This window comes from Pseudomonas sp. SJZ079, assembly GCF_007993865.1.
Lineage (GTDB): Bacteria > Pseudomonadota > Gammaproteobacteria > Pseudomonadales > Pseudomonadaceae > Aquipseudomonas.
In genome coordinates, this window is sequence record NZ_VIUH01000007.1 from 119,951 (window position 1) to 134,328 (window position 14,378).

Consider the following 14,378-nt stretch of genomic DNA (forward strand, 5'->3'; position numbering starts at 1 on the left):
AACCGTAGTGCGGTCGGTCCAGGCGGGGGCCAGATAATGAAAAAACTAAACGCAGGCAATTTATTCGCGGGTACGCGTAGCAGCACGCTGATCGCAGGACTGTTCATCGTCCTGATCGTTTCCATCGTGTTGTTGTTCGCCAACTTCGCCTATATCAACACCCAATCCAACTACGATACGGAATACGTCAGTCACTCCGGTGAGCTGCGTGTTCTGTCCCAGCGTATCGCCAAGAACGCCACCGAGGCGGCGGCTGGTACTCCGGCGGCGTTTGGTCTGTTGCGCGAGGCGCGTAACGATTTCCAGACTCGTTGGGGCTATCTGACCGATGGTAACGAGGCCAGCGGCGTGCCGTCAGCTCCGGAGGCCGTGCAGGCAGAAATGGCTGCGGTACAGCAGGACTGGGACAGTTTGCGGCAGAACACCGACGCCATTCTGGCCAGCGAACAGACCGTTCTCTCCCTGCACCAGGTGGCCGCGACGCTCGCGGAAACCATTCCGCAGCTGCAGGTCGAGTACGAGGAGGTGGTCGACATCCTGCTCGAGAGCGGGGCGCCAGCGGCCCAGGTCTCGGTGGCCCAGCGCCAGTCGCTGCTCGCCGAACGTATCCTCGGCTCGGTGAACAAGGTACTGGCCGGTGACGAAGACTCGGTGCAGGCCGCCGACATGTTCGGTCGCGACGCCAGCCTGTTCGGTCGGGTGCTCAACGCCATGCTTGAAGGCAATGCGGCGATGGAGATCGCCAAGGTGACCGACGGGGAAGCTCTCGAGCGTCTGGCAGAAATTTCCGAGCTGTTCGAATTCGTATCCGGTTCGGTAGACGAAATTCTCGAGACTTCGCCCGAGTTGTTCCAGGTTCGGGAATCGGCGAACGTCATCTTCAGCGTGTCGCAGACTCTGCTGGATAAGGCTTCGGATCTGGCCGTCGGCTTCGACAATCTGGCCACCGGCCGCGCCCTGAACACCGTCATTGGTTACTTGCTGGGTCTCCTGGCACTGGCTTCGATTATTCTGATCGGCATCGTCATGGTGCGTGAAACCAGCCGTCGTCTGGCGGAAACCGCCGAGAAGAACGAACGTAACCAGGCGGCGATTCTGCGCCTGCTCGACGAAATCGCCGACCTCGCCGACGGTGACTTGACCGTAGCGGCGACGGTAACCGAAGACTTCACCGGGGCCATCGCCGACTCCATCAACTACTCCATCGACCAGCTGCGCGACCTGGTTGCGACGATCAACCTGACCGCCGTTCAGGTCGCCGGCGCCGCCCAGGAAACCCAGGCCACGGCGATGCACCTGGCGGAAGCCTCGGAGCACCAGGCTCAAGAAATTGCCGGGGCATCGGCTGCGATCAACGAGATGGCCGTGTCGATCGACCAGGTATCGGCGAACGCCTCGGAGTCCTCCGCGGTAGCGGAGCGCTCGGTAGCCATCGCCAACAAGGGTAACGAAGTCGTACACAACACCATCACCGGCATGGATAGCATCCGTGAGCAGATCCAGGACACCTCGAAGCGGATCAAGCGTCTCGGCGAGTCGTCCCAGGAGATCGGTGACATCGTAAGCCTGATCAACGACATTGCCGACCAGACCAACATCCTCGCCCTCAACGCCGCGATCCAGGCCTCCATGGCCGGTGATGCGGGTCGCGGCTTCGCCGTGGTAGCGGACGAAGTACAGCGCCTGGCGGAACGTTCGTCGGCCGCTACCAAGCAAATCGGGGCACTGGTCAAGACCATTCAGACCGACACCAACGAAGCGGTTATCTCGATGGAACAGACCACCTCCGAAGTGGTCCGCGGTGCTCACCTGGCGCAGGATGCCGGGGTCGCCCTGGAAGAGATCGAGAAGGTATCCAAGACCCTGGCGGCCTTGATTCAGAACATCTCCAACGCGGCGCGGCAGCAGGCCTCTTCGGCGGGGCATATCTCCAACACCATGAACGTGATCCAGGAGATCACCTCGCAGACCTCGTCCGGTACTACGGCCACCGCCAAGAGCATTGGTAACCTGGCCAAGATGGCCAGTGAAATGCGTAAGTCGGTCTCCGGCTTTACCTTGCCGGAAGCTGGAGAGCAGGCTTAAGCGAGCGCGGAGCGGCGACCTGAAAGGGGCGCCGCCCGAGGCATGCGCCGATGAGCGAGGGGCACGACATGCAGTCAGGCGTCTGGGCCTTGCAACCGGTGATGGAAATGTCCGCTACGGAGTTCCGCACCTGGCAAGCGTTGCTCGAAGAGCGCACCGGCCTGGTGATCAACGAGCAGCGCCGGACGTTTCTGCAAACCAACCTGGCTGCGCGGATGCGCGAGCTGGGGGTGGCTGATTACGCCGCCTACCACCGGCAGATCATGGATGGGCCTCGGGGTGCGGTGGAATGGTCGACATTGCTGGATCGCTTGACCGTGCAGGAAACCCGTTTCTTTCGCCATCGAGCGTCTTTCGAGGCGCTCGAACGCTACCTGCGTGAACGACTGGAGCAAGGACTGGAGCGGCCTTTGGAATTATGGAGCGTGGGTTGCTCCAGCGGTGAGGAACCGTATTCGTTGGCGATCAGCGCGGCCGAGGCGCTGCGTGATACGCCGCAGCCCGACTACTTCGGCGTGACCGGCACCGATATCAGCCTCAGCGCGCTGAGCAAGGCGCGCGAGGCTCAGTATGCCGCGCGCAAACTGGAACAACTGGATGCGGACTTGTGTCAGCGCTATTTCGCGGCCGAGTCCGATGGACGCTTCAAGGTAGTGCCGAGGCTGGCAGCGCGGGTGTGTTGCGCCAAGCTCAATGTACTGGAACTGGCCAAGGCGCCAATGTCCGGTATGGACGTCATTTTTTGTCAGAACTTGTTGATCTATTTTCGCCGCTGGCGTCGCCGTGAGATCCTCAACCGCCTGGCTGAATGCCTGGCGCCGGGTGGTCTGCTGGTGGTGGGGGTAGGTGAAGTGGTCGGTTGGCAGCATCCGGAGATGATCCCGGTGGCCGACACGCAAGTGCTGGCGTTTACCCGCAAGGGATAGGGCTTTATGAGTGGAGTGGCTATGGGGGATCGACACGATTATGTCGCCCTGGAGTGGGTCAAGGGCGAAATTGCGGAAACCCTGAAACAGGCGCGTCAAGCCCTGGAGGGATTCGTCGAGAATCCACAGGATCCGACGCGCATGCGCTTCTGCCTGACCTATGTGCACCAGGTCCATGGCACTCTGCAGATGGTGGAGTTCTACGGCGCTGCGTTGCTCGCCGAAGAGATGGAGCAATTGGCGCAGGCGCTGATGGAAGGCCGTGTGGCCAACCTCAACGAAGCCCTGGAAGTGCTGATGCAGGCGATCCTGCAACTGCCGGTCTATCTCGACCGCATCCAGACGGCGCGTCGCGACCTGCCCATGGTCGTCCTGCCACTGCTTAACGACCTGCGGGCTGCCCGTGGCGAGAAACTGCTCTCGGAAACCAGCCTGTTCGCTCCGGATATGTCTGAGCGCCTGCCATCGCTTTCGCTCGAATCCTTGGCCGAGCTGCGTACGGTAGAGCTGCCGGTACTGCTGCGCAAGCTGCGGCAGATGCTGCAGATGGCCTTGGTCGGTGTCATCCGTAACCAGGATATGCCGACCAACCTGGGCTATATGGCGCGGGTTTTCGCCCGTCTCGAAGTCCTCTGCAAGGATGCGCCACTCGGCGCGCTGTGGCAGATCGCCTCGGGCCTGGTCGAAGGCCTGGCTACTGGCGGCGTTGCCAACAGTTCCTCGGTGCGGAGCCTGCTGAGCCAGGTGGATAAACAACTGAAACGCCTGCAGGAACAGGGCGTCGACGGCATCAATCAGTCAGCACCCGACGAGCTGATCAAGAATCTGTTGTTCTACATAGCCAAGGCACCTGCCCAGTCGCCGCGTATTGATGCGCTGAAAGAACGCTACCGTCTCGACGATGCGCTGCCGGCTAACGACGTGGTGGACGAGGAGCGTGCCCGCCTGGCCGGCCCCGATCGCGATGCCATGCGTTCGGTGGTCGGCGCTTTGTGCGAAGAGTTGGTGCGGGTCAAGGACAGCCTCGACCTGTTCGTGCGCAGCGACCGCAACCAGGTGGCAGAGCTGGATACCTTGCTGGCGCCGCTCAAGCAAATCGCCGATACCCTGGCGGTGCTCGGTTTCGGCCAGCCACGCAAAGTCATCGTCGATCAGATCGACGTGGTCCACGGCCTGGCCAGCGGCCAGCGAGAGCCGAGTGACGCGGTGCTGATGGATGTGGCGGGTGCGTTGCTGTACGTCGAGGCAACCCTGGCGGGTATGGCCGGTCCGGCGGAAGAGGGTGGCCGTGAAGAGAGCCACCTGCCGACCACCGATGTGGCGCAGATCCACCAACTGGTGATCAAGGAAGCACGCAGCGGCCTGGAACAGGCCAAAGACGCGATCATCGAGTTCATTGCCTCGCAGTGGAATCACGAACATCTGGCGCGGGTCCCCGAGTTACTGACTCAGGTGCGCGGCGGTTTGGCGATGATTCCGTTGGCGCGCGCAGCCGCGTTGCTGAATGCCTGCAACCGCTACATCGTGGAGCAGTTGTTGGCGCGCAAGGCAGTGCCGAACTGGCAAAGCCTCGACACCTTGGCGGACGCCATTACCAGCGTCGAGTATTACCTGGAACGATTGGCCGAAGACAACTCGAACCAGGGCGACCTGATTCTCGATGTGGCCGAGGAAAGTCTGGAAACTTTGGGCTACCCGCTGAAAGAGAAGCCTTCTATTCTCGATCGCGTCGAGCCGCAGGCAGACACAGCGGCGCCGCTCGCCGACCCGCTGCACGATATCGACGTTCTGTCCGATGACCCGGCCGAGGTCTTAGCGCTTGAGGCGGTTGACGCTCCAGTTGCGGAGTATTCGGAGTCGCTCGCTGCGGAACCGCTGGAGCAACCGAATGCCGCCGATACTGAGCTCGACGCATTGGCCGCCGATGATGAGGTGCCAGCCGGTAGCGACTACGGCTTGAGCCTGAAGCCGTTAGACGCTGGACTTGAGTTGATCGATTTCGATGTCGAGCCGTCAGCCAGCGACATGCTAGCGGCCCCGGGGTTGGATGACGAACCGCCGGCCACGCTGCCTGGCGCCGATCTGCAGTTGGAAGAGCTCAGCCTCGACGCACTGGACAGCCCAGCGCATTGGGACGAAGCCGAGTTGGCGGCGATGCAGTTGCCCGAGGTCGAGTTGCCGAGTGCCCCGCCGGTCGTGGATGAGCAGCCGCAGACTGAACAACCGCTGTCGATGGCCGATGTGATGGCCGCGCCGCTGCAGGCCATCAATCCGCCGGCACAGGACATTCCACCGAGTTTGCTACCGCCGCCAGCCGATGAAGAGCCGATCGACGACGAGCTGCTGGAAGTCTTTATTGAAGAAGCCGGCGAAGTGCTGGAAACCATTGCCGTGTACTTACCGCAATGGCGTGCGAATACCGACGACAAAGACGCCCTGAGCGAAATTCGTCGCGCCTTCCACACGCTCAAAGGCAGTGGTCGCATGGTGCGGGCGTTGGTCATCGGCGAGTTGGCCTGGTCGATCGAGAATCTGCTCAACCGGGTGCTGGATCGCAGCATTCAGCCGGGGGACGAGGTTCAGCAGGTCATTGCCGACGTGGTGGCGCTGATGCCGGCGTTGGTCGATGAGTTCGCCTCGAAAGCCCAGCGCCAGCGGGATGATGTCGACTTACTTGCCGCCACTGCCCATGCCCTGGCCAAAGGTCAGAGTCTTCCTCAGCACGGCGTTCCGGCTACTCAGCTAGACGAACCAGAAGAGCTTGTGGTTGAGCTAGAGGCTGCCGCAGTGCTGGAGGAGGATGGCGTAGAAGCGTTGGATCCGCAACTGCTGGAAATTTTTCGCAACGAGGCGGAGTCTCATCTCGACACCCTGGTGGGGTTTCTCGCCGATTGCGCCCAGGAACTGCCGCAGCCGGTGACTGACAACCTGCAGCGCGCCTTGCATACGCTCAAGGGCAGCGCCTACATGGCCGGTATTCTGCCGGTGGCCGAGATCGCTGCGCCGCTGGAGAAGCTGGTCAAAGAATTCAAGGCCAACCTGATTCCGATGGATCTGGCCGAAGCAGAACTATTGAGCAGCGCTGAGCTGTTGTTTCGCAGTGGCCTGGAACAGCTGGACGAGCAACCCTTGGCGCCGCTGTCGGGAGCGCCGGAATTCCTCGAGCGTGCGCAGAAATTGCATCAGGAGCGCCTGGATACCGCGCTGAGCAACCGCCAGAACGAACAAGGCGAGAACCGCGACCCGCAACTGATCGGTATCTTCCTCGCCGAAGGTATGGACATTCTGCTGGATGCCGAAGAGTTGCTGCGCCGTTGGCGTGAGCATCCGTCGGAGCGTCAGGAGCTCAGCGCCTTGCTGGAGGAGCTGACCACTCTGGGGCGCGGTGCGGAAATGGCCGAATTGCCGCAGATCGACGAGCTTTGCGAAGCCTTGCTCGACCTCTATGGCGCCGTTGAGGAGGGCCGTCTGGCGGTCAGTGAGCGTTTCTTCAGCGAAGCCGAACTGGCCCATGAGGCGCTGATCAGCATGATGGATCAGGTCGCGGCCGGTCTGCAGGTCAGTGCCCAGCCGGCGTGTGTCGACGCACTGCGCAGCTTGCTGGACGAGGCCTTGGATCCGAGCGCGCTGGCGCTGCTGTCCACCAGCGGCGATACGGGTCTGCAGATTGTCGAGCTGGACGCTGCGACGGCTGCGCTGGAACGGACGCTGTGGGAATCGGACGGCGAGGGCGAGGTTGCCACGCACGTCGACCAGGAGGTCGACGAACTGGTCGATGACTTGCTTCCGAACCCTGGCGTTAACACCCCCTCGCTGGATGACGGAGCGATGCCCGCGTCCGCGGTTCATCCAGCGCTAGACGAGGAAATGGTGACAATCTTCCTCGAAGAGGCGGTGGATATATTGGAGAGCGCGGGCCAGGCGCTGGCGCGTTGGTTTGCCGAGCCGGACAACAGGGCGGCGCTGTCGTCCCTGCAGCGCGACCTGCACACCCTCAAGGGTGGCGCGCGGATGGCCGAGATCCGCCCGATTGGCGACCTCGCCCATGAGCTTGAGGCACTGTACGAAGGCTTGCTGGATCGGCGTTATAGCCATTGTCCCGAGCTCGCCGAACTGCTGCAGCAAAGCCATGACCGGCTGACCCAGCTGCTCGAACTGTTGCAAAAACGGGTTGAACTGCCGCAGCCATTGGCGCTGATCGAGGCCATACGCAACTTCCGCCAGGCCGGCAGGCAAGGCTTGTCGAGCCCGGCGGCCCTGCCTGAGGCTGAATTGGAAGCCGAAGCCGAAGCCGAAGCCGAAGCCGAAGCCGAAACCGAAACCGAAACCGAAGCTGAGCTGAGCCAGGCGGAGGACGCTGCAGCAGCGCCCCTCGAGGCCGAGCCTGAGGCAGACTTCGAGCCGCTCGACCTGAGCATGGCGGCCGACGACACCGAGCTACAGCCCGCGGCGCTGGAATTGGCCGATGAGCAAGCGGCCGAGCCAGCGCTAGAGGATGAGCGCGACCCCGAATTGGTCGAAATCTTCCTCGAAGAAGGCTTCGAAATTATCGACAGCTCCGGCGCCGCTCTGCAGCGCTGGATGGATGACACCGACAACAGCCTCGAACTGGAAGCCCTGCTGCGCGACCTGCACACCCTCAAGGGTGGCGCGCGGATGGCGGAAGTCAGCGAGATCGGTGATCTCGCCCATGAACTGGAGTTTCTCTATGAGGGCCTCAGTGGCGGGCGGCTAAGGGCCGGTACAGATCTGTTCGGCTTGCTGCAGGCCTGTCACGATCGCCTGGCAGAGATGCTGGAGGCGGTGCGTGATAAACGCGGCATCCCGAGTGGCGACGCGCTGATTGCGACGATCAAGCGATTCCGCGCCAGTCCGGACGAGCAGCTGAGCATGCCCTCCGCGGTTCAGCTCAAGGCCGCCGCCGAAGAACACAACGATGGCGATGCCGAGCCGGACATTCTCGATATCTTCCTGGAAGAGGCCGATGACCTGCTGGAGGCCATGGAAGTTGCCAGCGGCCGCTGGGAGGCTAATCGTGGCGAGAGTGCTGCGGTCGATGACATGCTGCGCATCCTGCACACCCTCAAGGGCGGGGCGCGCTTGGCCGGGCAGAGACGCCTGGGCGACCTGACCCATGACCTGGAGCAACATCTGACCGAGGCCCAGTCCAACGGCGCACCTTGGCCGGAAAGCCTGGTCCTCGACGTACAGTCTGGATTCGAAGGGCTGCAAAAGGAACTCGATCAACTACGCCAGCGTCTGCATGACAGCCAGCTCGCGGATGCGGCAAGCCAGCCTAACAGCGCGGTTGCCGTCGAGCCTGCCGTGATTCCTTCGACGGGACTGATGGCGCCGATTGTTGCGGCCAGCGCCATGCCGGCCGAAGTGCTGGTGGAGAAGGTGCTGCCGTTCGTCCGCCGCGCCCAGGAGGCCGCTCAGGACGCCGCCGCTCGCCGAGCGCCACAGGAACTGGTCAAGGTACCGGCGGAGCTGCTCGAGGGCTTGGTCAACCTGGCCGGTGAGACCTCGATCTTCCGCGGGCGGGTCGAGCAGCAGGTCAGCGACTTCGGTTTCACCCTGAGCGAGATGGAATCGACCATCGATCGTGTGCGCGATCAGCTGCGTCGTCTGGATACCGAAACCCAGGCGCAGATTCTCAGCCGCTATCAGGCCGAGGCCGAGCGTTCCGGTTACGAAGACTTCGACCCGTTGGAAATGGACCGGCACTCGCAGCTGCAGCAGTTGTCGCGGGCGCTGTTCGAGTCGGCCTCCGACTTGCTCGATTTGAAAGAGACCCTGGCCGCGCGCAACCGCGACGCGGAAACCCTGCTGTTGCAACAGGCGCGGGTCAATACCGAGCTGCAGGAAGGCCTGATGCGCACCCGCATGGTGCCCTTCGACCGCCTGCTGCCGCGCTTGCGGCGCATCGTCCGGCAGGTGGCTGGCGAGCTGGGCAAACAGGTGGAGTTCGTCATTGGCAACGCCGAAGGCGAGATGGACCGAGCCGTGCTCGAGCGTATCGTCGCACCGCTGGAGCACATGCTGCGCAATGCGGTCGACCACGGCATCGAGTCGGCTGAGGCCCGGCGCGCGGCCGGTAAGCCTGAGCACGGCACGATCCGCCTGAGTCTGGGGCGTGAGGGTGGCGATATCGTCCTGACGCTGGCTGACGATGGCGGCGGTATCAAGCTGGATGCGGTGCGCCGTAAAGCCATCGAGCGTGGCTTGATGGACCAGGAATCGGACCTGACCGACCACGAGATCCTGCAGTTCATTCTCGAAGCCGGCTTCTCGACGGCCGAGCAGGTCACGCAGATTTCCGGGCGCGGCGTCGGTATGGACGTGGTGCATTCCGAGGTCAAGCAGCTCGGCGGCTCGATGAGCATCGACTCGATCCCGGGTGCCGGTACCAGCTTCATGATCCGCCTGCCGTTCACCGTGTCGATCAACCGTGCGTTGATGGTGCTGTCCGGCGAGGACCTGTACGCCATTCCGCTGAATACCATCGAAGGCATCGTGCGGGTTTCCCCCTACGAGCTGGAGGCTTACTACGCGCCGGATGCGCCGCGCTTCGAGTATGCCGGTCAAGCCTATGAGCTGCGTTACCTGGGCGACTTGCTGAACAACGGCCAGCAACCCAAGTTGATCGGCCAGAGCCTGCCATTGCCGGTTGTCTTGGTGCGTTCGAGTGAACACGCCGTGGCGGTGCAGGTCGACTCATTGGCCGGCTCGCGCGAAATCGTGGTGAAGGCGCTGGGGCCGCAGTTCGCTGGCGTGCACGGTATCTCCGGCGCGACTATCCTCGGCGATGGCCGGGTGGTGGTGATTCTCGACCTGCTGGCGACTATCCGGGTATTGCACGCCCACTTGCAGAGCCAGCTACAACCGCGCCTGGCCAGCAAAGCGGCGACCGACGCCGAAATCGAGGCGGATCGCCCGACACTGGTCATGGTGGTGGACGATTCGGTTACCGTGCGTAAGGTCACCAGCCGCCTGCTGGAACGCAACGGGATGAACGTGCTGACGGCCAAGGATGGGGTGGACGCCATCGCCCAGTTGCAGGAGCACAAGCCCGACATCATGTTGCTGGACATCGAGATGCCGCGGATGGATGGTTTCGAAGTGGCGACCCTGGTGCGTCACGACGAGCGCCTGAAGGACTTGCCGATCATCATGATCACCTCGCGCACCGGTGATAAACACTACGAGCGGGCAATGGCCATCGGGGTCAACGAATACCTTGGCAAACCCTATCAGGAGTCGCTATTGCTCGACACCATTGGGCAACTGGTGGATCGCCACCCGGTCAAACGCACATGAGTGAAAAAAACGCGGCACGGATTGCGATAATTGCCGACACCTCCTTGCAGCGCCATGTGCTGCAACAGGCGTTGGCCGGCAGTGGTTACCAGGTGGTGCTCAATAGCGACCCCGCACGACTGGATGAAGAGGCCCTGAGTGCCTGCGAGGCCGACCTGTGGTTGGTCGATCTGGCGCAATCGGAAGACTCACCGCTGGTCGACAGCCTGCTGGAGCGCACCTCTGCGCCGGTGCTGTTTGGCGAGGGACATGCGCCGGAGCGGCATTCGGAGAACTACCCACGTTGGGAACGACGGTTGTTCGGCAAGCTGAAAAAATTGGTCGGCGATCCCTCGCAAGCGATTGGTCCTAGTCTGCAGGCCTTGCTTGCCGAGGCGCAGCGCCCGACGCGTCTGGAGTTGCCGGCGGTACTGGCGGCTACGCCATTGGTGGCGGGCGAGCCGGCGCGACAGGTCTGGCTCTTGGCGGCTTCACTCGGCGGCCCGGCCGCGGTCAAAGCCTTTCTCGATGCCCTGCCGGGTGGTTTGCCGATCGGCTTTATCTACGCCCAGCATATCGACGCCAGTTTCGAGGCAGCATTGCCACAAGCTGTCGGCCGCCACAGTCAGTGGCACGTCAACCCGGCGCGGCACGGCGATCTGGTGCGCTGCGGCGAGGTGGTGGTGGCGCCGATCAATCACGAACTGGGCTTTAGCGATGACGGCTGCATGCAGCTTGCTGCGCGCGGCTGGCCCGAGCCCTACAGCCCGTCTATCGATCAGATGATGCTCAACCTGGCCCAGTGCTTTTCCGGACTGTGCGGCGTCATCGCCTTCAGCGGGATGGGCAGTGATGGCAGCGCCGCGGCCGCGTATGTACGCCGCCAAGGTGGCGCAATCTGGACCCAGCGTGCCGACAGCTGTGTCTCCTCGAGTATGCCGGACAGTCTGCGTGAGGGCGGCTACAGCAGTTTCAGCGCCGACCCGCGGGAACTGGCCGAAGCCCTGGTCAATCACCTGGCCGAGCAGTGCAGTTAATTTCCGGCGCCGCCCGGTATAGGACCTTCTTATGAGCCAAGCTGTAGCCGCTCCAAACACTGTCAGCAGCCTCACCGGCCTGCTGGTGCCGTTGGCCGACCGCACCCTGTTGCTGCCCAACGTAGCGGTTGCCGAGCTGATTCCCTACCGCACGCCGCAAGTTACTGAAGGCATGCCGGACTGGTTTCTTGGCCAGGTTGCATGGCGTGACTTGCGTCTGCCGCTGTTGTCGTTCGAGGCCGCCTCCGGTGCTCAAGCGCAGGTCGGTTCAGGTGCGCGGGTGGCGGTGATCAACGCAATCGGGGGGCGGCCTAAGGTCAAGTTCATCGCCCTGTTGGTGCAGGGCATCCCGCGTTCGCTAAAAGTGGGCGCCGAGCTGGTACGCGCCGATGCGCCGCTCGCACCGCTGGAGCTGGATGCCGTGAGCATCGGCGAGGATGTACTGAAGATTCCCGATCTGATCGGTTTGGAGCAGATGCTGGCGGATGCCGGATTGATCTGAGCGGCGCCAGATAAAAAAGCCCCGCCTGTCGAGCGGCCCTGATTGGGGCCGTCCGGCAGGCGGGGCTTTTTAGTTCAGCGCTTTAGCGAGCGCTTTCTGGCTGTGCGCCGGGAACCGGCTGTTCGATCGGCTCGGGTGTCGCAGCGGGTTTCGGGTTGGTCCAGAAGTCCGCATTCTTGATGCCGAGCTTCTCCGGATCGAAGACCGGGTCCAGGCCCAGCTTCTTCTGCGCCTCGTAGTCCTTCAGGCAGGTGTAGGCCACCTTGTGCATCAGCAGGATGGCGCCGATGTTGAGCCAGGCCATCAGGCCCACGCCCAGGTCGCCCAGGCCCCAGGCCAGGTCGGCGGTCTTCACGGTGCCGTAGACGGTCGCCGCGATGATGCCGAACTTCAGCAGCGGGGCCAGCCAAGGACGATCGACCTTGCGGGTGAGGTAGGCGATGTTGGTTTCGGCAATGTAGTAATAGGCGAGGATAGTGGTGAAGGCGAAGAAGAACAGGGCGATAGCGACGAAGTAGGAGCCGAAGCCCGGCATGATGTTCTCCATCGCGTTCTGCACATAGCCCGGACCGGCGGCGACGCCGGCAATGCCGGTGAACAGCGCTTCACCGTCGGCGCCCTGCACGTTGTACTGACCGGTGACCAGCAGCATGAAGGCGGTGGCGGAGCAGACGAACAGGGTGTCGATGTAGACCGAGAAGCCCTGTACCAGACCCTGTTTGGCCGGGTGGCTGACGGCTGCGGCGCTGGAGGCGTGCGGGCCGGTACCCTGGCCGGCTTCGTTGGAATACACGCCGCGTTTGACGCCCCACATGATGGCCTGGCCGAGGATGGCGCCGAACCCGGCTTGCAGGCCGAAGGCGCTCTTGAAGATCAGGGCGATCACGTCAGGCAGTTGCTCGATGTGCAACATGACGATGACGCAGGCGACGATGATGTAGCCCAGCGCCATGAAAGGCACGACGACCTCGGTGAAGGAGGCGATGCGCTTGACTCCACCGAAGATGATCATGCCGAGCATGATTGCCAGCACCGCTGCAGTGGTGTTGGGGTGGATGTCCATGGCGTTCTGCAAGCCGGAACCGATGGAGTTGGCCTGTACGCCTGGCAGCAGCAGGCCACAGGCGAAGATGGTGACGATGGCGAAGGTCACTGCATACCACTTCATGCCCAGGCCTTTCTCGATGTAGAAAGCCGGACCACCGCGATGCTGGCCGCGGACCTCTTCCTTGTAGACCTGGCCGAGGGTGGATTCGACGAAGGCCGAGCTGGCGCCGAGGAAGGCGACCATCCACATCCAGAACACCGCACCCGGACCACCGAAGGTGATGGCGGTGGCGACCCCGGCGATGTTGCCGGTGCCCACGCGTCCGGCGAGGGTCATGGTCAGCGCTTGGAAGGAGGTGATGCCATTGCTGTCGGTGCGGCCGGCGAAGATCAGACGGGCCATTTCACGGAAGTGACGAACCTGCAGGAAACGACCACGCAGGCTGAAGTACAGGCCGACGCCCAGGCACAGATAAATCAGTGCCGGGCTCCAAATGAGGCCGTTGAGGTAATTAACCAGTTCATTCATACAGTGCTCCTTGGGCCTAGGGTGTGCGGCGACCTCCTTTTGGGAAAGGCGCATGACCCTGGCGAATTATTATTGGAGAGAGGTTCGGCGCGGTGCGCACCGGTCTCGGCAAGTGCAATGTGCGGGATGGACCGCGGCTCGCAATTGGGGTGCAGAGGATGCCAGAGGCGGGCGGCCTTGCCACCCCAAAAAATCACATCTTGTTACATCCAGGCGACAAGGACTTATGAAAAGTCGCCCCAGAGCTGCTGGGCGACCGCCAGGGCCACCACTGGCGCGGTCTCGGTGCGCAGCACGCGTGGGCCGAGGCGGGCGGCGTGGAAGCCCTGGGCTTTGGCTTTGTCCACTTCGGCATCGGTCAGGCCGCCTTCAGGGCCAATGAGGAAGGCCAATGATTGCGGTCGAGCGTGGCTGGCCAGCGGCTCGGCGACCGGGTGCAGCACCAGTTTCAGTTCGGCGTCGAGTTGCTGCAGCCAGTCGTCCAGGCTGATCGGCGCATGGATTAACGGAATCGTCGAGCGGCCACACTGTTCGCAGGCGCTGATCGCTATTTGACGCCAGTGGGCCATGCGCTTGTCGGCGCGCTCGTCTTTCAGCCTCACTTCGCAGCGTTCGCTGACAATCGGGCTGATCTGGTTGGCGCCCAGTTCCGTGGCCTTTTGAATCGCCCAGTCCATCCGCTCGCCGCGTGACAGGCCCTGCCCGAGGTGGATCTGCAGCGGCGACTCGGCCAGCCCTGGGAAGGCTTCGCTGAGTTCGACCCGTACGCGCTTCTTGCCAACCTCGATCAGTTCGCCGAGAAACTCGTTGCCGCTGCCGTCGAACAGCTGCACGGCATCACCGACGGCATGCCGCAGCACACGACCTATGTAGTGGGCCTGGGTTTCCGGCAGCTCATGTTGGCCGAGGGCGAGAGGGGCGTCGATAAAGAAACGGGATAGGCGCATAAGGGG

At 62.8% G+C, this 14,378-nt stretch carries 7 protein-coding genes; 5 read left to right on the forward strand and 2 right to left on the reverse strand.

What is annotated here, in order from left to right:
* Positions 1–36: 36 nt before the first annotated feature.
* The 5 genes from FBY03_RS09305 to FBY03_RS09325 are packed head-to-tail and all read left to right on the forward strand — an operon-like array spanning position 37 to position 11,849.
* Entirely contained in the window at positions 37–2,085 is a 2,049-nt protein-coding gene (locus tag FBY03_RS09305) for a methyl-accepting chemotaxis protein (RefSeq protein WP_147171911.1), read from the forward strand.
* A 50-nt stretch (positions 2,086–2,135) separates the two neighbouring features.
* Entirely contained in the window at positions 2,136–3,011 is an 876-nt protein-coding gene (locus FBY03_RS09310; protein ID WP_371920761.1) for a CheR family methyltransferase, read from the forward strand.
* 21 nt (positions 3,012–3,032) lie between these two features.
* Entirely contained in the window at positions 3,033–10,331 is a 7,299-nt protein-coding gene (locus FBY03_RS09315) for an Hpt domain-containing protein (RefSeq protein ID WP_147171912.1), read from the forward strand.
* Positions 10,328–11,347, forward strand: a complete 1,020-nt coding sequence (locus tag FBY03_RS09320) for a chemotaxis protein CheB (RefSeq protein WP_147171913.1) — start codon at positions 10,328–10,330, stop codon at positions 11,345–11,347. Before FBY03_RS09315 ends, FBY03_RS09320 begins: the two co-directional genes overlap by 4 nt.
* A 31-nt stretch (positions 11,348–11,378) precedes the next feature.
* Complete coding sequence (locus FBY03_RS09325) at positions 11,379–11,849, forward strand: chemotaxis protein CheW (RefSeq protein ID WP_147171914.1); 471 nt, start codon at positions 11,379–11,381, stop codon at positions 11,847–11,849.
* Positions 11,850–11,931: 82 nt separating this feature from the next.
* On the opposite strand, the gene FBY03_RS09330 is transcribed toward FBY03_RS09325, so the two are convergent.
* Both FBY03_RS09330 and FBY03_RS09335 read right to left on the reverse strand, forming a co-directional pair.
* Positions 11,932–13,425 carry a sodium:alanine symporter family protein gene (locus tag FBY03_RS09330; protein WP_147171915.1) on the reverse strand — a complete coding sequence of 498 codons (1,494 nt, stop codon included), beginning with the start codon at positions 13,423–13,425 and terminating at the stop codon, positions 11,932–11,934.
* 224 nt (positions 13,426–13,649) lie between these two features.
* Entirely contained in the window at positions 13,650–14,372 is a 723-nt protein-coding gene (locus tag FBY03_RS09335) for a 16S rRNA (uracil(1498)-N(3))-methyltransferase (RefSeq protein WP_147171916.1), read from the reverse strand.
* Between the last annotated feature and the right edge of the window lie 6 nt (positions 14,373–14,378).